Annotated in this window: 21 protein-coding genes and 1 pseudogene; 14 read left to right on the top strand and 8 right to left on the bottom strand. The window is 67.0% G+C overall.

All coding sequences use genetic code 11. The annotated features are described in order from the left end of the window. Nucleotide 1 precedes the first annotated feature (1 nt). The 5 genes from dctP to D9V41_RS00155 all read left to right on the top strand — a co-directional run bounded on the left by dctP (nucleotide 2) and on the right by D9V41_RS00155 (nucleotide 6,295). The gene (gene dctP, locus D9V41_RS00175) at nucleotides 2-1,087 is read left to right on the top strand and encodes a TRAP transporter substrate-binding protein DctP (RefSeq protein WP_121792526.1); all 1,086 of its coding nucleotides are present in this window, start codon (nucleotides 2-4) and stop codon (nucleotides 1,085-1,087) included. After that, complete coding sequence (locus tag D9V41_RS00170; protein WP_121792525.1) at nucleotides 1,084-1,647, top strand: TRAP transporter small permease; 564 nt, start codon at nucleotides 1,084-1,086, stop codon at nucleotides 1,645-1,647. The genes dctP and D9V41_RS00170 overlap by 4 nt, the downstream gene beginning before the upstream one ends. Continuing rightward, nucleotides 1,637-3,013: a TRAP transporter large permease gene (locus tag D9V41_RS00165; protein ID WP_121792524.1), complete on the top strand. Its 1,377-nt coding sequence runs from the start codon at nucleotides 1,637-1,639 to the stop codon at nucleotides 3,011-3,013. Before D9V41_RS00170 ends, D9V41_RS00165 begins: the two co-directional genes overlap by 11 nt. Before the next feature lie 232 nt (nucleotides 3,014-3,245). Further along, nucleotides 3,246-5,294, top strand: coding sequence for a serine hydrolase (locus tag D9V41_RS00160; RefSeq protein WP_121792523.1), 2,049 nt, complete (start codon nucleotides 3,246-3,248; stop codon nucleotides 5,292-5,294). Between the two features lie 68 nt (nucleotides 5,295-5,362). Next, nucleotides 5,363-6,295, top strand: a complete 933-nt coding sequence (locus D9V41_RS00155; protein WP_208006664.1) for an NADP-dependent oxidoreductase — start codon at nucleotides 5,363-5,365, stop codon at nucleotides 6,293-6,295. A gap of 20 nt (nucleotides 6,296-6,315) precedes the next feature. Here the strand turns inward: D9V41_RS00155 and D9V41_RS00150 are convergent, their stop codons facing one another. Together D9V41_RS00150 and D9V41_RS00145 are read right to left on the bottom strand one after the other, a co-directional pair. Continuing rightward, nucleotides 6,316-7,119, bottom strand: coding sequence for an alpha/beta fold hydrolase (locus D9V41_RS00150; RefSeq protein ID WP_121792521.1), 804 nt, complete (start codon nucleotides 7,117-7,119; stop codon nucleotides 6,316-6,318). Nucleotides 7,120-7,130: 11 nt separating this feature from the next. Next, nucleotides 7,131-7,418: a DUF1905 domain-containing protein gene (locus D9V41_RS00145; RefSeq protein WP_121792520.1), complete on the bottom strand. Its 288-nt coding sequence runs from the start codon at nucleotides 7,416-7,418 to the stop codon at nucleotides 7,131-7,133. Nucleotides 7,419-7,497: 79 nt separating this feature from the next. Here D9V41_RS00145 and D9V41_RS00140 point away from each other — a divergent pair, with 79 nt between their 5' ends. Next, nucleotides 7,498-8,127, top strand: a complete 630-nt coding sequence (locus tag D9V41_RS00140) for a TetR/AcrR family transcriptional regulator (protein WP_121792519.1) — start codon at nucleotides 7,498-7,500, stop codon at nucleotides 8,125-8,127. Between the two features lie 78 nt (nucleotides 8,128-8,205). Here the strand turns inward: D9V41_RS00140 and D9V41_RS00135 are convergent, their stop codons facing one another. The 5 genes and pseudogenes from D9V41_RS00135 to D9V41_RS18550 form a co-directional block, all read right to left on the bottom strand. Continuing rightward, nucleotides 8,206-9,234 carry an ornithine cyclodeaminase gene (locus D9V41_RS00135; RefSeq protein WP_121792518.1) on the bottom strand — a complete coding sequence of 343 codons (1,029 nt, stop codon included), beginning with the start codon at nucleotides 9,232-9,234 and terminating at the stop codon, nucleotides 8,206-8,208. Then, nucleotides 9,231-10,409, bottom strand: a complete 1,179-nt coding sequence (locus D9V41_RS00130) for a M20 metallopeptidase family protein (protein ID WP_121792517.1) — start codon at nucleotides 10,407-10,409, stop codon at nucleotides 9,231-9,233. Before D9V41_RS00130 ends, D9V41_RS00135 begins: the two co-directional genes overlap by 4 nt. Further along, entirely contained in the window at nucleotides 10,402-11,541 is a 1,140-nt protein-coding gene (locus D9V41_RS00125) for an amidohydrolase family protein (RefSeq protein WP_121792516.1), read from the bottom strand. Before D9V41_RS00125 ends, D9V41_RS00130 begins: the two co-directional genes overlap by 8 nt. Further along, the gene (locus tag D9V41_RS00120) at nucleotides 11,531-12,550 is read right to left on the bottom strand and encodes a type I glutamate--ammonia ligase (protein ID WP_279432326.1); all 1,020 of its coding nucleotides are present in this window, start codon (nucleotides 12,548-12,550) and stop codon (nucleotides 11,531-11,533) included. Before D9V41_RS00120 ends, D9V41_RS00125 begins: the two co-directional genes overlap by 11 nt. Further along, nucleotides 12,542-12,835 (bottom strand): annotated as a pseudogene (locus tag D9V41_RS18550) (hypothetical protein); the annotation flags it as partial. The gene D9V41_RS00120 and the pseudogene D9V41_RS18550, both read right to left, overlap by 9 nt. Before the next feature lie 280 nt (nucleotides 12,836-13,115). Between D9V41_RS18550 and mftD the strand changes: the two are divergent. The 8 genes from mftD to D9V41_RS00080 all read left to right on the top strand — a co-directional run bounded on the left by mftD (nucleotide 13,116) and on the right by D9V41_RS00080 (nucleotide 21,794). Further along, the gene (gene mftD, locus D9V41_RS00115; protein ID WP_121792514.1) at nucleotides 13,116-14,291 is read left to right on the top strand and encodes a pre-mycofactocin synthase MftD; all 1,176 of its coding nucleotides are present in this window, start codon (nucleotides 13,116-13,118) and stop codon (nucleotides 14,289-14,291) included. A 14-nt stretch (nucleotides 14,292-14,305) separates the two neighbouring features. Then, entirely contained in the window at nucleotides 14,306-15,784 is a 1,479-nt protein-coding gene (locus tag D9V41_RS00110) for a GMC family oxidoreductase (RefSeq protein WP_121792513.1), read from the top strand. Next, nucleotides 15,768-17,066, top strand: a complete 1,299-nt coding sequence (locus D9V41_RS00105; protein WP_121792512.1) for an aspartate aminotransferase family protein — start codon at nucleotides 15,768-15,770, stop codon at nucleotides 17,064-17,066. The genes D9V41_RS00110 and D9V41_RS00105 overlap by 17 nt, the downstream gene beginning before the upstream one ends. Before the next feature lie 69 nt (nucleotides 17,067-17,135). After that, on the top strand, nucleotides 17,136-18,383 hold the full coding sequence (locus D9V41_RS00100) for an ABC transporter substrate-binding protein (protein WP_121792511.1): 1,248 nt from the start codon (nucleotides 17,136-17,138) through the stop codon (nucleotides 18,381-18,383). Between the two features lie 40 nt (nucleotides 18,384-18,423). Then, a complete protein-coding gene (locus tag D9V41_RS00095; protein WP_243697132.1) occupies nucleotides 18,424-19,128 on the top strand; it encodes an ABC transporter ATP-binding protein in 705 nt (234 codons plus the stop codon). A 1-nt stretch (nucleotide 19,129) separates the two neighbouring features. Next, nucleotides 19,130-19,867, top strand: coding sequence for an ABC transporter ATP-binding protein (locus D9V41_RS00090; protein ID WP_121792509.1), 738 nt, complete (start codon nucleotides 19,130-19,132; stop codon nucleotides 19,865-19,867). Then, entirely contained in the window at nucleotides 19,864-20,739 is an 876-nt protein-coding gene (locus D9V41_RS00085; RefSeq protein ID WP_121792508.1) for a branched-chain amino acid ABC transporter permease, read from the top strand. The genes D9V41_RS00090 and D9V41_RS00085 overlap by 4 nt, the downstream gene beginning before the upstream one ends. Further along, a complete protein-coding gene (locus D9V41_RS00080; protein ID WP_121792507.1) occupies nucleotides 20,736-21,794 on the top strand; it encodes a branched-chain amino acid ABC transporter permease in 1,059 nt (352 codons plus the stop codon). Before D9V41_RS00085 ends, D9V41_RS00080 begins: the two co-directional genes overlap by 4 nt. Before the next feature lie 30 nt (nucleotides 21,795-21,824). On the opposite strand, the gene D9V41_RS00075 is transcribed toward D9V41_RS00080, so the two are convergent. Beyond that, nucleotides 21,825-22,685, bottom strand: a complete 861-nt coding sequence (locus D9V41_RS00075) for a MurR/RpiR family transcriptional regulator (protein ID WP_121792506.1) — start codon at nucleotides 22,683-22,685, stop codon at nucleotides 21,825-21,827. Between the last annotated feature and the right edge of the window lie 237 nt (nucleotides 22,686-22,922).

Genomic DNA, 22,922 nt, shown 5'->3' with positions numbered 1-22,922 from the left:
GATGCACCTCACGCGCGCCGGCGCGGCACTCGGTGCCGTCGCCGTCATGACCGCGTCCCTCGCCGCCTGCGGCGCTGGAAGCGGTGAGAGCGAGTACGTCTTGCACTACTCGACCTACTCCAACGCCACCTCCGACCAGTCCAAGACCGTCCAGCGCTGGGCCGAGGACGTCGAGCGCCTCACCGATGGCGAGGTCACGGTGCGGTTCCACTACTCCGAGAGCCTCGTCGGTGCCGACGAGTCGGTGGCCGCGACGCTCGACGGTCGCGTCGACCTGGCGCAGGTCGGATCGCTGTACGCGGCCTCCGACCTCTCGATGTACACGGCATCGGAGTTGCCGTTCGAGTCCACCAACCCCGAGGCGCATCTGCGCACGCTCAGCCGGTTGTACGAGGAGAACGGCACCTTCCGCGAGGACTTCGACCGCCAGGGCGTGCGTCTGCTGTTCGCGCTCCCGATCGGCAACGCCGTGCTGGGCTATACGTCGCCGGTGCAGAGCATCGATGACATCAAGGGCACCAGCGTGCGTGCGGGCGGGCTGCTGTCGCAGGTGATGGTGGCGGCAGGCGTCAACCCGGTCGCGATGACCGCCACGGACGTGTACGAGTCCATGGAGCGAGGCATCGTCGACGGCTACACGTCGCTCGGCATGTCGAACCTGCCGACGTTCGGTCTGTCGACGTCGACGCCCCACCTCGTCGACCCCGGGGTGGGGGCGTACGGGTCGTCGATCGTGGTGATGAACGAGGACCTGTTCCAGGACATGCCCGAGGAGTACCAGGCCGCGTTGCTCGAAGCGGCCGAGAACGCCATCGGATACGGCTTGGAGGAACTCGACGAGCTCGGCATGCTCGCCTGCGAGCAGTTGCTCGAGGCGGGCACGCAGTTCTCGGCACTCCCCGAGGCCGAGGTCGAGGCGTTGCGTGAGCGCGCCGGAATCGCCGAGGACTGGGTGGAGCGCTACGAGGAGCGTGACTACGACGCACAGTCGGTGCTCGAGGACTATCGCGAGATTCTCGCCGAGGAGCACGCGGACTCCGACTACGTCGACGCGTTGCCCCGCTGCATGCAGGAGGCCCAGCGATGAACGACGTGACCTTCCCTCGCCCGGTGCGGGCGCTGTCGTCGGTGCTGAGCATCATCGCCGGGATCGTGCTGTTCGGCCTCGGTGCCCTCACGGTCGCCGACGTCGTGAGCCGCAATCTGCGGGACCAGTCGATCCTCGGCGCGGTCGAGATCTCGGCCCTGTTGCTGGTGGCCGTGGCGTTCTTCGGGCTCGCGGCCGCCGAGATCGACGGCCGGCACGTCTCGGTGAGCCTGGTCGAGGACCGTCTTGGCCGCCGCGGTCGGATGGTGCTCAGTGTCGTTCGCGCCGTGCTGTTGACGGTGCTCGGCGTGATCTTGGTGGTCGGCATGGTCGGCGTCTTCGACAGCGCGCTCGACCGTGGCGAGACGACCAACGACATTCTCCGGCTTCCCACGTGGCCGGCCAAGTTGGCCGTGCTGCTGTCCTTCGGACTGTTCTTCGCCCTGGCGGTGTGGAAGCAGATCCTGATCTTCCTCGCACTCCGCAACGGCGAGGACGTTTCCGCCAACGAGCGCGACGCGCTCGAGCCCGCAGCCTCGGGAGGTTCCCATGACCGCTGAATCCGTTCTGATCCTCCTGCTGGTCCTCGCCCTCTTCCTGGGGTTCCTGGCGATCCGGCTGCACGTGGGGCTGTCGCTCATGCTCGCCGGATTCGTCGGCGTCGTCCTCATGCGCGGCACCGGTGCGGCGATGGGCACCGCGGCCAACCAGCCGTACTCGTCGGCGGCCGACTACTCGCTGACGATCATCCCGTTGTTCATCGTGATGGGCGTGCTGGCCGTTCACGCGGGCCTCGCGCAGGCGGGCTTCGACTTCGCCACGCGGGTGTTCCGGAAGCTCCCGGGGGGCAGCGCCGTGGCGTCGCTCGCGGGGTCGGGACTGTTCGCGGCCGTGACGGGCTCGAGCGTCGCCACCGTCGCGACGATGGCGCGGGTGTCGACGGACGCCATCGTCAAGGCCGGCTACGGGCTCCGGCTCGCCGCGGGCGTCGTCTGCGCGGGTGGCACCCTCGGGGTCCTCATCCCGCCTTCGATCGTGCTCGTGCTCTACGGCGTGGTCGCCGAGGAGAGCATCGGTCAGTTGCTGCTCGCCGGCATCGGACCCGGGCTGCTGACCATCCTCGCCTACGCCGCGACGGCGATGATCATCGTCTCGCTGCGTCGGCGCGGGATCGCGCGTCGTGAGGCGGAGGTCGAGGCGAGCGCCGGCACCGATGCCGCAGGTGGCGGAACAGCGACCACCGTCCGCACCGAGGAGAGTGCCAAGCTCGACATCAGCGGAGTGCTGTTCCTCGCGGTGATCTTCGGGGTGTCGATCGGCACCATCTACCTGGGCATCGCCACCCCGACGGAGGCCGCCTCGTTCGGTGCGATGTCGGCGTTGGTCATCTTGCTGCTGCGCGTCCGCCCGCCGCAGTGGGCCGCGCAGCTCAAGGAATCGATCACCGAAGCCGTGGGCCTGACCGCGATGACGTTCCTGCTGCTGGTCGGCGCCGGAGTGTTCACGTACTTCCTGGCGCTGTCGGGCGCGAGTGCCGCGCTCGTGGACGCCGTGGTGGGTGCCGAGTTGCAGCCCTACCTCGTGCTGGTGCTCTGCCTGCTGCTGCTGCTTCCGCTGGGCATGTTCCTCGACGGCATCTCGATGATCCTCATCGCCGCCCCGTTGCTGCACCCGATCCTCACCGGGTACGGCTTCGACGGGATCTGGCTGGGCGTCATCATCGTCAAGGTCGCGGAGATGGCGCTCATCACCCCGCCCGTGGGCATGAACGCGTTCGTGTACTCCGGCGCGGTGCCGGAGGCAGGGCTGGGCAAGGTGTTCCGGGGCATCGCTCCGTTCATCGTCGCCGACGTCGCGGTGGTCGCGCTGCTGATCGCCGTGCCGGGCATCGTCACGTTCCTTCCGGAGCTGTCCGGCGCCGTATGAGCTGATACAGGGCCGATGGGGCGGGGACACGTAGTGTCCCCGCCCCTGTCATCTGTGCTGATGTCGTGACAGAACGCGGTCCTGCGCTCGGTGGGCCGGGCCGTTCTGCGTTCGTCTCACAACGTCATCGTTCCGAGCGGCCGGCGTAACACTGCTGACCCATCTCGCTCCTAGCGTCGTCCGTGCTGACGGCGGCGGGAAAGTCTCGCCACCTTCCGACGAAGGATGCACGATGACCTTGGAACGTCCCCCTCAGACCCGCTGGCCCCGACGCGTGATGCGAGGGGTCGCCGGCATGCTCGGCCTCGCCATCATGGCATCGCTCGCCGGCGCAGGACCGGCAACGGCTGCCCCCACGGCTGCCGAGAGCTGGAGCAGTCTGGGCGAGAATCTGCAGGAGCTGACCGTCGAGGCGACAGCCGCGGGCATCGACTTCGGTGTCTCGGTGACTGACCTGAGCGGGACGTTTTCCGGTGCGTCGATGAGCATCGGGAGTCAGGAGCCGGTCAAGGCGGCCAGCGTCATCAAGCTGCCGTTGCTCGCGGCCCTCATGGCCGAAGCCGATCGAGGCACGCTGAGTCTCGATGAGGTTGTAACCATCGAGGCGGGCAGCAGCAACATCGTCGGCGGATCCGGGACGTTGCGCGATGAGACGTTCCCGCTGGACATCACCGTCGGCGAGCTCATGGAGCTGATGGTGCAGGTCTCCGACAACACCGCGACGAACGTCCTGATCGACCGGGCCGGGGGCTTCGATGCCGTCAACGCGTACATCGAGAGCCTCGGGTTCGAGCACCTGTGGCTCGGCCGCAAGATGATCCATCCGGCGACACCGCCGCTGCAGGAGAACTGGATCACGAGCGGCGAGGTCACCGAGCTGCTGCGAATGCTCCACGCGGACGAGATCCTCAGCCCGGCGTCGAGTGAGCACATCATCGAACTGATGAAGGGTCAGCTGGTCGACACGAAGTTCGGTGCGGTTGTGCCGCGCGACGTTCTGGCGAACAAGACCGGCGAGCTGGCCGACGTCTCCCACGACTCGGGCTACATCCTGGTGCCCGGACGCGAGGTTGCGTTGACGGTGACCACGGCTTTCGGTGATCCCCTCACCCGCGCCGAGGTCGACCAGTACGTGCAGCGCGCTGCGTCGATCGTCTACGACGCCACGCGCGAGCCGCTGGCCGCCGAGCCCACGGCGTGGCCCGGTCTCGCGGCCGACGTGCAACCGATCCTCGATGCAGCCGCGGAAGCAGGCATTGACATCGGGGTCGCGATCGAGGACCTCTCAGGCTACTACGACGACCAGCAGCTGTTGCTCGGTGCGCAGGACCGCTTCACCACGGCCAGCACCATCAAGATGTCCCTGGCCGCGACCGTGATGCACCAGGTGGAGCGCGGGATGCTGTCGCTCGACGACGTCGTGACGATCACCGAGGACGAACGGTACGGCGGATCGGGCTCGCTGAAGGACAATCCCTTCCCGCAGGACGTCAGCGTCGGCACCCTGCTCGACCTCACGGTGACGATCAGCGACAACACCGCCACGAACAAACTCGTCGACGTGGTCGGTGGATTCGACGTCATCAACGCCCTCACCCAAGCGGTCGGCATCGCGAAGGAGGATCTGCACTTCGGTCGCAAGATGTTCGGGCCGATCGTCCCGCCGGACGGGGACATCTGGTTGACGCCACACGGTGTGAACCAACTGATGGTGCTGTTCTACGACATCGCCGAGGGCGAGGCGGACCTGCCGGAGTTCATGAGCGCGGAGTCGGCGCAGTTCATCATCGAGCTGATGCTCAGCCAGCAGGTCAAGACCAAGCTGGGAGCGACGATCCCGGCCGAGGTGCTGGCCCACAAGACTGGGGAGAACGACACGGTCAGCCACGACATCGGCATGGTGCTCCTGCCCGGTCAGGAGATCACCCTCTCGGTGTTCTCTCGTGGGTTGCCGGGATTCAGCGGCGACGTCCAGGCGACGGCGAACCCGTATCTGCAGCAGATCGGTGCCGCTGTGTACGCGTACCTGCTGGAGACGGCGCCGGTCGAGCAGCCCGGCCCGGTGAAACCGACCGTGCCGGCGCCCGCCGAGCCGCCGACCTCCGGGCCGGCGCCCGTTCCGCAGCCCGGCGGTCAGCAGGTGGCGGTGGGCGCTGCGATCCCCGACCTGGGCACCCCGCGCTCGGTGGTGCCGCTGTTGGCACTGGCCGTTGCCATGCTCACCTGCGGCGCAGCGCTCGCGAGCCGGCGCCGAAGCCGTGGCGGTCGAGTCACCCAGTGATGCTCGCGTGAAATCACCTCGAGGCGGCGTCAGGGAATGCCGTCGCTGTCTCACGCGCTGTGACGGATATGCGTGCTGCGTTCTATGACTCCTACGGTGACGTCGATGTGCTCCAGGTCGGGGAACTGCCCGACCCGAGGGTCGGCCCCGGTGAAGCGCTGGTCGAAGTCCGCGCCGCTGCGGTCAACCCCGTCGACTGGAAGGTGATGGCCGGGGGACTGGACCCGCTGATGGAGGTCCGGTTCCCCGCCATCCCCGGGTGGGACGTCGCGGGCGTCGTGCGGGCGGTCGGCCCGGACATCCCGGAGGTCGAGGTCGGGGACCACGTTCTGGCCTACGGCCGCAAGGACTGGGTGCAGGCAGGCACCTTCGCCGAACTCGTCTCGGTTCCGGTGCGGGCCATCGCGCACAAGCCCGCCGAGCTGAGCTGGGAGGAGGCCACTGCGCTGCCGCTGGCCGGCCAGACCGCTGCGCGGACCCTCCGCGACCGTCTCGCCGTGACCGACGGCGATGTCGTACTCGTGCACAACGCCTCGGGTGGCGTGGGCCGGATGGGCGTGCAGCTGGCGCGGATCCTCGGCGCCCGCACCGTCATCGGCACCGCCTCGGAGCGCCATCACGACCGACTGCGCGAGCTCGGTGCGACGCCCGTCGTCTACGGCGAGGGCCTCGCCGATCGGGTGCGCGAGATCGCCCCCGGCGGTGTGGACGTCGTGGCGGACTTCGTCGGCGGCGTGTACGACGTGAGCCAGGCCGTGCTCACCGAGGGCGGGCGCTACGCGTCGATCGCCGAGCACGACGTCCCCGGCATCGAGGACCGGATCGTGTGGGTACGACCCGACGGCGCCCAACTGCAGTGGCTCGCCGACCTCGTCGCCGACGACCGGCTCGAGGTTGACGTCGTCCGCGTCTTCGAGGAACTCGAGGACGCCGGCGCGGCGCTGCGCGCGAACCGGGAGGGTCACGGCGGCAAGGTCGTCCTGCGGGTGAGCGAGGACTGACGCCGTCGGCGGGTCGGCGACTAGCTGGTGCGTCGCGCCGCCGGTTGACCGTGCAGATCGCGAACGAACTCGACGAGTAGGTCCGCCATCGGTTCGGGTTCCCACTCATGATCGCGTCCCGGCGCGGTCGCGGTGCGCCCGGAGGGGAGAGCGGCTGCGATCGCGGTGGCCGTTTCGGTCATGCCGGGAAAGGTGTGCTCGCCGACGAGGGTGAGCACCGGCATGGACAGTTCGGCATACGGCGCGGACCCGGCCCAGACCAAGGCCTCACCGTCGGCGCGGTAGCTGACGACGTCGGCGACGATCTGCGGGTAGGACGGATCCTGTCGTGCGCCTTCGAGCCATTCGGGAGGCATGTCCTTCATGTACTGGGCGAGCGCTCCGTCGAGATCGCCATCGTCGAGGCGTCGCTCGAACTCGCCGATCCAAGCACGCACGTCGTCCTCGTCCATGTCCATCGGTGCCTCCCACAGCACCAGCCCGTCGACCGGCAGCCCGGCCGCCGCGGCGGCGAGCGAGATGGCGCACCCGGAGGAGTGACCGACGAGCACCGCGCGACCCCCGGCGGCATCGATCGCGGTACGCAGCATGGCGAGTTCGCGTTGCAGCCCGAGGTGTCCGCTGGCGACGCTCTCGCCCCGGCCGAGCCGGTCGGGAACGACCGTGGTGAGGCCCCTCGCCGCGGCCAGTTCCGCCGTGCGGGTCGTCGCCGGGTCGACGGCGCGGTGGGGGCCCGCGCCGGCGACGAACACGACGGCGGGGCCGGTGCCGCGCAGGTCGAAGGCGACGGTGTCACCGAGGTCTGTGGTGGCGTAGCTGCTCATGGTGGTTCCTTTCAGCTTGTGCGGCCGTCGAGGTGGATGCGGACGAGGTCGCCGTCGCCCTTGCCGACCCGCTTTCGCAGATCGGCCTTGACCGGCAGCATGTGGGTGCCGTCGCCCATCGGAAGCAGCGTGGCCTCGAAGCGGTGTCCGTCGAGGAGGCCGGAGACCTTCACGGGCCGCCGGGTGCCCAGCAGTTCGCCCGATGCGGGGAGCACCGCGATCGTCCACGCTCCCTTGGTGTCGTCGCGGCGCAGCGGGACTTCGAAGTCGTGGGCGATCGGCGCGAATGCGGGGGTCATGAGGTTGCCTCCAGTGTCGAAACTACACGGTTTAGTTCGCCTGCCAGAAAACTAAACCGTGTGGTGTTAACCTGTCAACGTGTCCGAGCAGCCGCTGTCGCGTTCCGCGCGTAAGCGCGCCGACATTCTCGCGGCCGCCGAGGCGCTGTTCCTCTCCCGCGGCTACCTCGGCGCCAGCGTGGACGACGTCGCCCGTCGAGCGCAGGTGTCGAAGCCCACGGTCTACGCGCATTTCGGCAGCAAGGAGGCGTTGTTCGTCGCCGTCGTCTCTGCGATGACGGGCGATGCGGGGGACCGGGTGCACGACCGCCGGTCCTGGAAGCCCGACGACCTCGGTGATGACGTCGCCGCCCACCTGCAGCAGTACGGGCTGCGTCAGCTCACCGTCGTCCTGGAACCGCGGCTACTTCAGCTGCGTCGGCTGGTGATCGGTGAGGTGCCGCGGTTCCCCGACCTCGCCAAGGCGCTGTTCGATGGTGGACCAGCTCGCGCGATCACCGAGCTGTCCGGACTCATCGCCGCCTACGCCGAGCGCGGCGTGTTGCGCGTCGACGATCCGCACGCTGCCGCCACGCATTTCAATTGGATGGTCATGGGCGCACCGCTCAACGAGGCGATGCTGTTGGGTGACGAAGGCGCCCCCGACGAGCTCGCTCTGCAGCGCCACGTCACCGAAGCGGTGCGGATCTTCGTGGCCGCGTACTCCTGACGAGGTCTCCTCACCCGCCGGTGGTGGGGTTGCTCGCGTCCCGGCTTCCTCGTGCCCGGCGCCGCCGCGCCCGTAGCGTCAGCCGATCGGGGAGAGCGAGCCCACCATGCCGAAAAGGTCTTTCGGATCGTCGGGTTCGGCGACGAGGTCGATGTACGTCTCGAAGTCCGTGCCGCGGACGGCGTCCTGGAGATAGCGCAAGGCTGAGAAGTCCTCGATAGCGAACCCGACCGAGTCGAAGATGGTGATCTGCTCGGGTGATGTGCGCCCGGGGTGTCGCCCGGTCATCGCTTCCCAGAGTTCGGTGACTGGGTGCGAGGGGGACAGTAGTTGAATCTCGCCCTCGACCCGGGTTTGTGGCGTGTACTCAACGAAGATGTCGCCGAGGTGCAGAATGCGGGGGTCGAGTTCCGTCTTGCCCGGGCAGTCGCCGCCCACGGTGTTGATATGGACGCCCGGGGCGACGGCGTCGGCGGGAAGTACGCTGCCGTGCACCTTGTCGGCCGTGCAGGTCGTGATGATGTCGGCGCCTCGCACAGCGTCGCGAGCATCAGCGGCAACGGTGATGTCGAACCCCCGGGGGCGCATGTTGCGAACGAACTTTGCCATTGCGTCGGGGTCGCGGTCCCAGATGCGCAGGGTGGTGATGCCGAGCGCGGCATGCATTGCCAGGGCTTGGAACTCCGACTGGCTTCCGGTGCCGATCATCGCCATGCTGCTGGCGTCGGTCCGAGCCAGGTGTTTGGCGACCAGTCCTGACGTCGCCGCAGTCCGCAGAGCGGTCAGGATCGTCATCTCTGCCATGAAGCGGGGATAGCCGTTGTGGGTATCGGCGAGAACCCCGAACGCGGTCACCGTCTGGAAGCCGCGTGCGGGGTTGGACGGGTGCCCGTTGACGTATTTGAACGCGTATGTCTCGTGGTCGCTGGTCGGCATGAGCTCGATGACACCGAAGGGCGTGTGGCTCGCGACGCGGGCCGACTTGTCGAAGACTTGCCAACGCTGGAAGTCATGTTCGAGGTAGTCCATCATGCCGTTGAGAATCGTCGTCACGTCCGATTGCCCGATCCAGCGGACCATGTCCTGAACACCGACAAACCGTGTCATTGCGACTCCTTGCTTCGAGAGGTGGGTGGTTTGAGTGCTTCGCAGGCGCCCAGGTAGCCGCTCAGCATCGCCTCGGCGACGGCGCGCACGCTGTCGTCCGGCGGCAAGAACGTGGGTGAGTGCAAACGTTCGGCAGAGGTCGTGCCGACGAACAGCATGAGCGAGGGCAGGTATTCGGCGAAGAAGGCGAAGTCATCGGCCCCGAGAGAGCGCAAGCCGCGGGACACCTCGACGCCTCGGCTGCGGAGCTGGGCGGATGTCGCTTCCGCCAGTTCCGGGTTGTTGCGAAGGACGGGCTCACCGACGGTGATGCGAGTCTCGGCAGTGCAGCCGTGGGAACGCGCGATGTGATCGGCCGTCTCGGTCAGCTTCGTCTGCAGGAGCAGTCGCGTGTGATCGTCCAGCGAGCGCAGTGTTCCCGAGACGCGGGCCACTCCCGGCACCACGTTGGCAGCTTCGCCTGCGGAGAAGGAGGAGACGCCGAGTACGGCCGACGCCATCGGGTCGATCACCCTGCTCACTACTGCTTGTAGAGCGACAACTAGGTGGGCGGCCGCGAGCAGCGGGTCACGGGTGAGATGCGGGTACGCGGCGTGCCCGGGCTCGCCTTCGATGACGATCGTGAATTCGTCGGACGAGCCGTTCACCGCCCCGGGTACACAGGCGACGGTTCCCTCGTCGAGCGTAGGTTGAATATGGACGCCGATCATCGCTTGGCATTCCTCGTCGACGAGCACACCGTGCGAGGCGATGTCCTGCGCGCCGGAGGGGTAGGTCTCCTCACGCGGCTGGAGCACGGCGAGCAACGGAAAGTCACCTCCCACCGCGTCGATGGCGCGGCCGACGGCGACGAGTGCTGCGAGATGGACGTCGTGGCCACAGGCGTGCATCACTCCGGTGTTCTGTGAGGCCCACTCGTACCCGGAGTTCTCGGTGATCGGGAGAGCATCGAGTTCGCCACGCAGACCGATGGCGGGCCCCGCCCCGCCGATGCGCACTACTGCGCCGGTTTCGGCGACCTTGTGGGGCTCGCTGGACGGCCCGAGTGCTGCCAGGACACGGTCACGCGTGATCGATTCCTCGCCCGAGAGTTCGGGGTCGCGGTGCAACTCGTGCCGCAGTTCGATCGCCGCGGGGAGTTGCCGCTCGAGCGCTTCCCACAGTTCTTTACTCATGTGCTTCTCCGTAGACGCGGCGAGCGTTCTCCCGCCCGATGAGTCGTGCGACGCGCAACGCGTCGTTCTCGCTCCAGCCGCCATCGTCGATCCAGGACTGCAAGGTCCGGGCCGTGCCGCGGCGCCACAGCTGGGCACCGAGATAGTGCAGTTCGGGTGGCCCGTAGGCGTCCGACGAGTAGAGGACCTTGGTGAACGGCGCCAACTCCATGCTCTCGGCGATGACGCGAGTCGAGGCGGCGCCGGTGTAGTTGATCGCGAGTCCGACGTCGAAGTAGACGTGGGGGAACACGTGAGCGAGGTAGCCGGCCTCGCGGTGGTACGGGTAGCAGTGCAGCAGCATGATGTCCGAGCCCGACGACTCCACCTCGCGCAGCCAGTCCACGAGCAGCGCCGGGTTGCTGCGGTGCAGGTCGAGGTCGGGGTCGCCGTATCCGGCGTGGAGCTGCACAGGCAGGCCGGTGTCACAGGCGGCGAACAGCAGCATGCGCAGTAGCACGGGATCGCTCACTCGCGGCGATGCTCCGGACTCGATGGCGCGCATCCATCGGCCGGCTGCAGTGATGACGTCACTGCGTGAGGGCCGGGTGGGGTCGAAGTCGAAGCCGTGGCGGTAGGCGATGACGGACTTCCAGCCCGCCACCATCGGGGCGAGGTCGTCGAGGTGGCCGATGACGGCGTCGTGCAAGCCCGTCGCCGTTGTCGTGGTGACGAGCTTCTCGGCGATGGTCTCGAGTCGGGCGATCTCGCGGACGCTCCCGCGCGTGACCGTCGACATCGTCGGCAGGTCCATCAACAGGCTCTCGCCGAGGCCGGTGTCGACGAGCCATTCGTCGACTCCGCTGGCGTCGAGCAGGGTGCGCGTCAGCTCCGCGACGGGCAGATCGCGGCGAGCTCGCAGATAGTCTGCTGGCGTCCTCACGCCGTCGAGGCCGAGCACCTCGGGGCACTCGTTGATGATTGCCATTCCGAGGTGCGAGTGGAACACGCTCGTTCCGTGGGCGAGTGGGCGGTCCGATTCGGTGAGCAGATTTTGGAACGTCGCGTCGTCGGTCTGGCCGGCCAGCGGGCCGTGCACGTGGTGATCGATGAGCGCGAGTTCTTCGACCTCGCGCTCGAGATCAGTGGACATCGGCGATCCTTCGGCAAAGCGCCGCCAGATCGAGGTCACGGGTCTGATCGAGTTCGGCGCGCTTGATGGCCAGGAACGTCGCCAGCATGTCGCGGTCGAGCCAGCGCGTGACAACGTCATCCTTCTCCAGTGCCTCCAAGGCCTCCGGAAGGTCCCGCGGCAGCGGCTCGACGCCTTCCAGGTCCTCCTCGCTGGCGTCCTCTGGCCAGATCGTGGGTGCCGGGTAGTCCTCGGTGATGCCGTGCAGGCCCGCGCGGATCAGGGCGCCGATCGCGAGCCAGGGGTTGGCGGTCGCGTCGCCGGCGCGGAATTCCAGGTTGTACTGCCGGGCTGCTGTGTCGCCGTCGGGGGCGGTGGGGCAGATGCGCAGGAGCGCTTCGCGGTTGCGTTCGGCGAGGAAGATCCCGCCGGTGCTCCAGCGGTGGGGCAGCAGGCGGAGGAACGATGAGGCGCTGGGAGCCGTCAACGCGCTGATCGCTCGGGCGTGCGTCAGGACGCCGGCGGCGAACTTGCGGCCGAGTTCGGACAGTCCGCTGGGTTGCGACGGGTCGTGGAGGACCGGCTCGCCGGTGGTGGCGTCGCGCAGTGACAGGTGGATGTGGACGCCGTTGCCGCTGCCGTCGGGATCGAGCAGCGGTGCGAAGGTCGCCCGGTGGCCGTGGCGGCGGGCGAGGTCGCGGACGAGTTCCTTGAGCAGCACTGCCCGGTCCGCCGCGAGCACCGCGGTGGTTGGCTCGATGGTGATCTCGAACTGGTCCTCGCCGTACTCGGGCAACCACGTTTCGGGCCCGAAGCCGTTGAGTTGCAGGAGTTCGACGAGCTCCGAGCCGAACGGCTCGGCGTCCCTGAACCGCTGCCAGCTGAACGGAGCGCTGGTCGGGAGGTCGTCGAGCATGAACTCGTGCTCGAAGGAGGCAGCGACTTCGAGGCCGGTCTCGGCGGTGAACGCCTCGACTGCGGAACGCGCGAAGACGCGGGGGCACGACGACCACGGCGTGCCGTCGAGCAGTTGCTGGTCGGCGAGATAGACGTCGACGGCGGGATGTTCGGCGGTGCCGGGCACGTGCGTTCGCGTGGTGGGGTCGGGGATGAGGCGAAGGTCGCCGGTTGACCCGAAGGCGTTCGGCGCGACGATGTGGCCGAACGAGGAGATGGCGAGGTTGGCGGGCACCCACCCGACGCCGTTGTGCAGACCGCTGTCCGCGCGCGAGGCGGGAACCGCGCGGCCGCGCGTCTGGCCGGCGAGGTCGTTTGTGGCGATGAACATCATCGGTTCGTGATTCATGGTGGTCCCTTCAGCGACGCTGTGACCAGATCATTACACATGGGCGAGTAGAGGCGCTAGAGGGAATAGACGTTACAGCATTGTGTCGGCGGGCTCTCGTCGATCATTGACCGCCGTTCCAGTCCGTATTCCGTCCTGGCGTGCTGCGTGGGGCGCCGGATGCGGCACGCAAGTTACGAAACATTCACAAATAACTATTGCCGGAAGGCGTGTTACAGGCCTAGTGTTCCTAGTCACTAAGGGTCTACGGGCTGCGGATGTCCGGTGCGCCGAGGGAAGGAACGGAAGCATGAGGGTGCGATTCAGGAACCTCGCCGAGGCTGAGCGGCAGGCGAAGCGGGCGCTGCCACGTGCCGTGTGGCTCGCAGTTAAAGCGGGCAACGAGCAGGGGTGGACGCTGGACGACAATCTCAGAGCCTTCAATGAGCTAGGGTTCTCGCCCACGATCTTCGACAGGCCGACGAGCTTCGACCTGCGCACCAGCATCATGGGCGTGGACCTCGAGTTCCCGGTGATGATCTCCCCGGTCGGGGCGCAAGCCATCCACCCGGATGGGGAAGTCGGCGTTGCCCGCGCGGCCGCCCGCTCCGGCACCGCCATGGGGCTGAGTTCCTGGGCCGGCCACGACGTCTCGGACGTCGTTCGCGCAAATCCCGACACGTTTTTCCAGCTCTACTGGGTGGGCACGAAGCACGACATCGAGCGGAGGGTGGAGGCGGCCCGGCGAGCCGGTGCCAAGGGGCTCATCGTGACGCTCGACTGGTCGCATACGCCACGCCGCGACTGGGGAGTTCCGCCGGCACCGCCGAGCGACCTCGGGCCCAAGACGATCGCCCGGCTCGCGCCCGAGGCACTGTCGCGACCCGCATGGCTGGCCCGTTATCTCAGGCGCGGGGCCATCCCGGACCTTCGCGTACCGAACCTGTTCGGAAACGACGACTCCGTTCCCTTCTTCGGCAAGGCGTGGTCCGTGTTCGAAGAGACCCCGCCGCCCACCTGGGAGGACGTGCGCTGGCTGCGTGAACTGTGGGGTGGTCCCTTCATGGTGAAGGGCATCAACACGATCAAGGACGCGAAGCTCGCCGTCGAGGTCGGCGCCGATGCCATCTCGGTCTCCAACCACGGTGGCAACAACATCGACGGGAGCCCTTCTCCGCTCCGGTATCTTCCCGACATCGTGACGGCGGTCGGCGACTCGGTCGAGGTGGTCGTCGATGGCGGTGTCCGACGCGGTTCCGATGTCGTCAAGGCGATTGCGCTCGGCGCCAAGGCGGTGTTCGTGGGACGTGCCTTCTTGTACGGGCTGGCCGCCGGCGGTGAAGAGGGCGTCTACCAGGTGCTGCAGATCCTCAAGAGCGGTATCCGCGAAACGATGTACGGCATTGGCCGCGGCTCGATCGATGAACTGTCGCGAGACGACCTCATGGTGCTCAACCGCGACTTCTTCGTCGCCCCGACGCGGTGAGGGAGTGAAGCGAGATGGCGAACATCATTGTGGTTGGCGCGGGCAGCGCCGGTTGTGTGGTTGCGGCGCGGTTGTCAGAGAGCGGCGACCATCAGGTCACCTTGTTGGAGTCCGGGCCTGACGAGTTCGATGCGATGACGGCCGGCCAACTGGCGTCGTTGAACTGGCTCGAAGCCTTGAAAGCTACGGGAGCCTTCGCCTCCCGCCTGATGGCGACGCGGCTAGGCACGGATGCTCCTCGTGAGTATCAACGGGGTCGGGGCGTGGGCGGTTCAGGTCTCGTCAATGCGATGCTGGCTCTGCCTGGTCTGCCCTCCGATTACGACGGTTGGGCGACCGATTACGGGCTCGGCGAGTGGTCATGGTCGGAAGTCGAGCCGTGGTTCGCCCGCCTGAAGAAGGACGTCACCGCGTCCGGGCCCGAACAGTACACGCCGATCGACCAGGCGACGGTCGCGGCCGCGACGTCGTTCGGCTTGCCGAGCGACGTCGACACCTACGGTCCGGATGACGGCGGCGGCGCGTTGTGGCGGCATGCGGACGAGCGCGGCCGCCGATCGAGCCGCGAGGCCTACCTGGATCCGGCCCGTTCGCGTGCCAACCTCGTCGTTCGTCCGAACAGCGAGGTGCTGCGGCTTGTCATGGAGGGTGATCGTGCGACCGGCGTCGAGCTCGCCGATGGCACCCTCCTCGAAGCCGACGAGGTCGTGCTGTGTGCCGGAGCGATCGAGTCACCGGCGGTCTTGCTGCGAACGGGAGTGAACCATCGCGGGATCGGCAAGCGCTTGCAGGATCACCCGGCGGCGTCGGTGTATCTGAGGCTCAAACCCGAGTATCGCGCCGCTGAGGCGTCCGGGCCCTGTATCGGATCCGTGTTGCGGTTGTCCTCGAGCAACGGCGAGGGCGATCTCCATTTCCTTCCGCTGCACGGGCCCCTCGCCCCGACCGAGCCGGAGACGCATGGGGTGCTGATGGCCGCGGTCATGCGCGTCACTTCGCGCGGAGAGGTGTCGCTGAATCCGGACGACCCGAACGGACCGCCGGTCACTGCCGAGAACATGTTGTCGACTCCCGAAGACCGCCGGGCGATGCGCGAGGCGGTCAGGCTGCTCCAACGCCTCGTGGCGACCGAACCCTTCCAGGAGATCGTCGAATCGGTCTTCATCGACACCGAGGGCACGCCGCTATCGGCGCTCGACGACGAGCCGACCTACGAAGCCTGGCTAGACAGCTCTGTCGGCGACTACTTCCATGCCGTGGGCACCGTGCGCATGGGGCGCAGCGATGACGACGATGCCGTGGTCGACCAGCGCGGCCGGGTGCTCGGGGTGCGGCATCTGAGGGTCATCGACGCCTCGATCATGCCCGATGTGCCGCGGGCGAACACCCATCTTCCGACGGTGATGGTGGCTGAGCGGCTGAGCGCCGCGATGCTCGACGACCTCGCCGAGGCAACGACCCACGAAGGAGTACACCATGTCGCAGCCCAATGACGATCATCCCACGTGGACCAGGGCGCGTGCCGTCGTTCCCCGCGGGGTGTCTTCGGGCCATCGCGTCGGATGGAAGCAGGTGTTCGTCCGTACCGAGGGCGCGTACGTGTGGGACGACGAGGGCAGTCGGTACCTCGACTACCTGAACGCGTGGGGGCCGATCGTGCTCGGCCACAGCGATGAGCGGGTGAACCGAGCGGTCTACGAGGCGGTCTCCACGTGCGATCTGACGGGTGTCGGACCACAGCGCGGTGAGGCGGAGCTGGCGGAGAAGATCTGCGAGGTGATGCCGTCGGCGGAGAAGGTCGCCTTCTGCACGTCGGGAACTGACGCCACGATGCATGCGGTGCATGTTGCACGAGCGGCCACGGGGCGGCTCAAGGTGCTCAAGTTCCATGGCTCGTACCACGGGTGGAACGATCATGTCGCGGTGGGCAGTTCGCGTAAGGATCTCAATGCGAACTCGATCCTCAACACGCCGAACGGCGGCGGCCTCCATCCTGCGGTTGTTGACGATGTCGTGGTCGTCGAGTGGAACGACCGGGCGGGCCTGGAAGCTGCTTTCACCACGTACGGCGAGGAGCTCGCGATCGCGTTCGCTGAGCCCTACATCCACAGCTTCGGCTGCATCCCGGCTCAGCCGGGCTTCCTGGAGTTGCTGCGCGAGCTGTGCACCCGACATGGGGTCGTGCTGACGTTCGACGAGGTCAAGACGGGTTTCCGCGCGGCGATCGGGGGCTATCAGTCGCTGTGTGGTGTAACTCCGGACCTCACCGCGTTCGGCAAGGCGGTGGCCAACGGTTACTCCCTCGCGGGCTTGGCTGGCTCGAACGCATTGATGGGCCACCTGGGCGCCTACGACCGCGATCAGGCCACCATCGACGGCACGTATAACGCTTCTCCGTATTCCCTCGCGGCGGCCAACACGACGCTGCGCATCATGGAGACCGAGAACGTGCACCAGCGCCTGTGGGATCTCGGGGCGCGCTTGCGGCAGGGGATCGCCAAGGCGATCGACGACACCGGAGCGCGGGCGACGGTGGACGGCCTCGGTTCGGAGTGGTGCGTCTACTTCCGCGGGGAGCTGCCCACCAACTTCCGCGAGGCGATGCAGTCCGATGCCGACGCGTACGGCCGGTATCACGCCTCGCTGTTGTCCCAAGGAATTCTCGAGCCCGCCTTCCCCACCGGCGATCGCCGTCTCAACGCGGCGACGACCGATGACGACGTCGACCGCAGCATCGAGGCGGTGCACACGGCTCTCCTCGCCGCGCAGACCTAGTCACGGTGACGCGGCGAAGGCCGGTCACTCCTCCCCAACACTCACTCCCCCCGAGAGGAATCTGGACCCATGCTCTACTCAGTGCGCCCAAAAACAGCCCGATCAGTGGCTGCGGTGGCGGTGTCCACCGCCGCGCTCACGGTTCTCGCCGCCTGCGGCGGGAACTCCGGCTCCTCGGACGAGGCCGATGAGATCGTCATCGGCTTCGCGACCTCCGAGAGCGGCAACATGGCTCCGTTCGATGTGGAGCCCCAGCAGGCAGCGATGCTGCGGATCGACCAGCTCAACGAGGAGGGCGGGATCGGCGGCAAGACCATCCGAGCGATCACCCGCGATGTCCGCAGCAGCCCCGAGACGGTGGGTACCGCGGCGACGGAGCTGATCGGTGAGGGCATCGATCTGCTCGTCACTCCTTGCGACTTCGATCTGAGTGCTCCCGGCGCGAGCGTCGCGCAGAGCGCCGAGATCCCCGCAGTCTCGATCTGCGCCGGCGACCCGAAGATGGCCGACCGCACGACGCTCGGCGACTTCGTCTTCTCGGCCAACGCTGGTAGTGATGTCGAGGGCGGCACGGGGGCCGCATGGGCGGCGGACCAAGGGTGGGAGACTGCCTACGTTCTGCAGGACGAGAGCATCGAGTACACGAAGTCCGCAGGTGCGTACTTCCAGGCGACGTTCGAGGAGCTGGGCGGCGAGATCGTCGGGGCGGACGCGTTCCCCGGTGGTGACAGCGTGAACATCGCGAGTCAGGCCGCTCGGTTGCGCGGTCTCTCGCCGCAACCCGACTTCGTCTACGTGGCGAGCTGGAACCCCGGTGGAGCGACGGCGATCCGTCAGCTTCGTGAGTCGGGTGTGGAGGTTCCGATCGTCGGACCTGCCGCGCTCGACGGGCAAGTGCTGCTCGACATCGTGGGCGACGCGAGCAACATCTATTACACGGGCTTCGCCTGCTACAACTACTGCTCAGGAGCCGATTCGGAGGATCTCGACGCGTTCGTCTCCGCGTATGCGGACGAGTACGGTTCGGAGCCGACGTCGGCGTACGCGGTGCTGGGTTACTCGATGGTGTCGGCGTTCGCCGAGGCGCTCGCCGATGTCGATGAGCTCGACGGTCCGGCCGTGCGCGATGCGCTGGCGGAGGGCGAGCCGGTTGACACCCCGGTCGGCGAGGTCACCTACTTCTCGCCGACGTGCCACAAGATCATCGACTTCCCGATGAGCGTCATCAACGTGGACGGCGGCGCAATGACCTTCGTGACGCAGCAGCGGCTCGACTCGGTGCCGGATCTCGGCGACGGAAACGCGTGCGCTGGTTGAGATCATGACGGCGAATTTCGATTCACCTTCCGTGCTGAGCATGCATGATGCCGGTGTCCACTTCGACGGGGTCAAGGCCGTCGACGGCGTTAGTCTGTCGGTGTCACGCGGCGAAGTGCTGGGTCTCATCGGCCCCAACGGCTCGGGCAAGACGACCACGCTGAACCTGCTCAGTGGCATGCTGCGGCCGACCGTGGGCGCGGTGATGCTGGACGACAGCGACCTCAGCCGGTTGTCGATGCGGAAACGGGTACACGCTGGGGTCGTCCGCACTTATCAGAGCGGCCGGGTGTTCGAGCGGCTCACGGTGTTCGAGAACGTCGAGGTGGCCGCCCTGGGTGCCGGGCTTCGCCGGGGCGCGGCGCGAGCCGCGGCCCGCTCGACGCTCACGCAACTGGGCCTGGACGACGTCGCCGACCTGCCAGCGGACTCGTTGACGGCGGGCCGCATCAGGACGACGGCGATCGCTCGGGCACTGGCCGCGCAGCCACGGTTTCTGCTGCTGGACGAGCCCGCGGCTGGACAGAACGAGACCGAAGCAGTGCAGCTTATCGAGAGCATTCGCGGGTTCGCTCGCGAGCACGGGATCGGGGTCCTGCTCGTGGAACACGACATGCCCGTGGTGATGGGCACGTGTGATCGCCTGCACGTGCTCGACAGCGGCCGGACGGTCATCGAGGGTGAACCGCAGCGCGTTCGCAAGGACCCGCAGGTCATCGAGATCTACTTCGGAAAGCGAGCGTGACATGGACCTGGTGATCGACGACCTGTACGTCCAGTACGGCTCGTCCGTCATGGCCGTTCAGGGCGCGTCGCTGAACGTGCGCGACGGTGAGCTCGTGGCGCTGATCGGTCAGAACGGCGCCGGCAAGAGCACGCTGATGAAGGCCGTCATGGGCTGGGTCGGGCCGCACTCGGGGTCGGTCATGATCGACGGTGCGGCGGTCAACGATCGCAAGTTCTCGCATCTGAAGCGCGGCGTCTCGTTTGTGCCCGAAGACCGGGGCATCTTCAGCAGCCTCACGGTCGGGGAGAACCTCCGCCTGGGTGGTGTGACGCGGCGGGACAAGAAGGCGCTGGACGCCGACATCGAGCGTGAGCTTGAGCGGTTTCCGGTCCTGCGCAAGTACTGGGGCAGGGGAGCGAGCCTGCTGTCGGGCGGGGAGCAGCAGCAGCTGGCGATCGCGCGGGCGATGATGCTCAATCCGCGTCTGCTGTTGCTCGACGAGCCGACGCTGGGCCTCGCGCCGATCATCGTCGATCTGATCTTCGACGTGATCGAGCAACTGCGCGCGGAAGGCGTGACGATTTTGCTCGTCGAGCAGAACGCCGTGCGCTCGATCGAAGTGGCCGACCGCACGTACGTGCTGCAGGCGCCCGGCCGCGTGATCGGTTCGGGAACGGCGGCAGAGTTGAGCGCTTCACCGGCCGTGGTCGAGTACCTGGGCTTTGAACCCAACGATTCGGGTAAGGCGGCATCGTGATCATCGAGTACCTCATCTCCGCGCTGGGCCTCGGTGCCCTGTATGCGCTGCTGACGATCGGCGTCGCGCTGCTGTTCGGCGTCCTCGGTCTGATGAACTTCGCCTACGGCGAGATCATCCTCGCCGCCGCGTTCGCGCTCTACTTCTTCCGCGAGCAGCCGTGGTTTTTCGCGGTGATCATGGCGGTGGTCTTCGCCGTCGTGGTGGCGGTGTTGAGCGAACGTCTCGCTTTCCATCCGCTGCGCGGTGCCGACCCAGTGACCCTGATGATCGCGTCGTTCGCGGTAAGCCTGGCACTGCAGAGCGTCGCGCGAATGACGGTCTTGCCGCGGGCGCAAGGCGTGCCGCCGGAGTCGTTCCTGTCTCAGCGCGTTGACCTCCTGGGTGCGCGAGTGAGCGTCCTCGACCTGCTGACCTTTGTGTTGTGCGGAACTGTTCTGGCGGCGGTTGCGTACGTGATGGGGCGGACGTCGTTGGGGGTTCAGCTCCGCGCCGCGGCGGAGAACTTTCAGATGGCCGAGGCTTTGGGGGTCAAGGGAAATCGGGTGATTGCGAGCGCGTTTGTGATCGCCGGGGTTCTGGCCGGTATCGGAGCGGTGGTTTTCGTGGCGCGCCAGGGTGCGGTCTCAGCCGAGATGGGTCTGCAGCCGATGCTCGTGGGGGTCATCGGTGCCGTGTTGGGCGGTATGAGCAGTCTGCGTGGTGCTGCGCTCGGTGGGTTCATTCTCGGCGTCGGGACCGCGACGTTGGAGGCCTTATTGCCCAGTAGCCTGATCGCCTTCCGAGATGCCTTCTTGTTCACCGCTCTGATCGCCGTCCTGGTCGTTCGGCCTCAGGGTCTTCTCTCTGGATCGAAGGTGCGTGTCTCATGACGACGCAAGTTCTTGTTCGACTCCGTACTCCTCTGCTGTTGTGCGCGATCGCCGGTGTCGTGGCGGTCGCCGGTCTGGCGGGCGGTCCGACCGTCGAGCGGGTCGCTGTCCTCGCTTTGATCTCCATCGTGTTCGTGACCGGGTTGTCCACCTTCTCGGCGAATTCGGGGATCATGTCCTTCGGGCACGTGGCGTTCATGGCGCTCGGGGCGTACACAGCGGCGTTCTTGACGATCCCGGTGCCGCTGAAAGGGACGTTGTTCAGCCAGCTGCCGGAGCCTATGTCGTTCCTGCGGGAGCTGCAGTCGAGCTTCGTGGTGGCGGTGGTCGTCGGTGGTCTTGTGGCGGCGGTATTGGGGCTGATCACGGCTCCGGGCATCGCGCGGCTCTCCGGATTGCAGTCCGGGATCGCCACGCTGGCGGTCTTGATGGTGACGTACAACGTCCTGAGCAGCTGGACATCGGTGACACGGGGTTCATCGAGCATGATCGGCATTCCGCAGGCGACGACGTTGTGGTCCGGCCTCGGGTTCGCGGTGGCCGCGATTATCGTCGCCTGGGCGTATCAGTCGTCCCGCAGCGGACTTCAGCTGCGGGCGTCGCGAGAGGACTACTGGGCGTCGGTCGCCAGCGGCGTATCCGTGGGGCGGCATCGAGCGACTGCATGGGTGCTCAGCGCGTTCTTGTGTGGAGCGGCGGGCGCCTTGTATGCCTCCTTCATCACCTCGTTCAACGTGAGCGTCTTCTTCTTGTCGACGACCTTCAGCTTCATCGTGATGGTGGTGCTCGGCGGTTACCTCTCCTTGAGCGGAGCGGTCCTAGGGGCCGTAGGGGTGAGTTTGTTGCAGGAAGTGCTGCGGCGTTTTCAGGACGGCCAGTTCACGGGCGGCTCGGCGTTGCCGGCAGGCGTCGCTGATTTGATGCTGGCGGCGCTGTTGCTCGTCGTACTGATCAAGTTCCCGTTGGGGCTGATGGGCTCGGGCGAGTTGGGCCAGCGTGGTCGGCAGCAACAGACCGACGAAGTGGAGCCACAACCTGAGGGAGCCAGCGCCTAGCCCAGCTTGCGCCGGTGGAGCTGGTGGGCGTTACTGGTTGTCGAGTGAGGACTCGATCACCGACAAACGCCGGACGCCCTGCTCGCCGAGTTGGTCGGCGACGGCGCCGATGGCCGCTTCGCTGGCGGCCATCGCGGCCATCAAGGAGTCGAAGGGCGAGGCGCTGTCGACGCGGCTTGGGAGCACCACCTTGGCGAACTTCGCGATGGGGGAGAGCCAGTTGTCGGTGAACAGGCAGACCGTCGCGCCGCGTTCGTTCATCTGGCGAGCGAACTGGAGGATCGATTCGGAGTACCGGCGGTAGTCGTAGACGACGAGCACTGTGGAACTGGAGCTGTCGGCGATGGCGGTGCGCTGGGCGATGTCCTCGCTGCTGATGAACTCGACGCCGGCACGCAGGAGCTGCAGGTGCATGGCGGTGTAGTCGGCGAGCACTCGGCTGAAGCGGCCCCCGATGATGCGGATCTGGCGTGAGGGGTCTGACAGGAGGCGGACCAGAGTCGCGAACTCAGATTCGGGTACTTCGTTGAAGGTGGAGCTGAGCATTGCCGAGAAGGCGTCGTAGTGATGTTGTAGTCCACCGCTGTCGCCGCGGCCGTGTGTCTTTTCCGGGTACTGCTTGAGAGGCGAACCGAGTTCGCCATTCAGCTCGTGTACGAGCGCACGTTGCAGGGCTGGGAACCCGGTGAATCCAAGCCGATTGACGAAGCGGATGACGGTCGGCGGGCTAACTCCCGCGACCCCCGCTAGCTCGGCAACGGTAGTCAGACCGGCGGTCGGATATTGTGCCAACAAGGCGCGTCCCACCCGCCGTTCGCTGTCGCTGAGCGTGTCCATATTCGAGTAGACCAGCGATCGAACTGAACTGTGCTCGCCTGGGATGACCGTCATATTCCAATTCTAGCAATGCGCCCAGTTCCTGGAATGGGTATTACGTGCTTGCCCCCGAACTCGCGGGATTGTCCACCTTGTCCGGGTCGATGTCCGGCAGCTACGTCGTGACACTGGGCCGTGGCGACCGCATGCGACAGCGCGACGTCACTACCTGCCACCGCGATTCGCGCGGGGCAGGCGGGGCGACGTCCGCTGGTGACCGAGCAGGTGCCGAGTTTCGAGCCTCAGCGCGCG

The sequence above is a fragment of the Aeromicrobium phragmitis genome (genome assembly GCF_003674095.1).
Classification (GTDB): Bacteria; Actinomycetota; Actinomycetes; order Propionibacteriales; family Nocardioidaceae; genus Aeromicrobium; species Aeromicrobium phragmitis.
The sequence above is the reverse complement of the archived record's forward strand: the minus strand, read 5'-3'. Positions and strand labels throughout refer to the sequence as shown.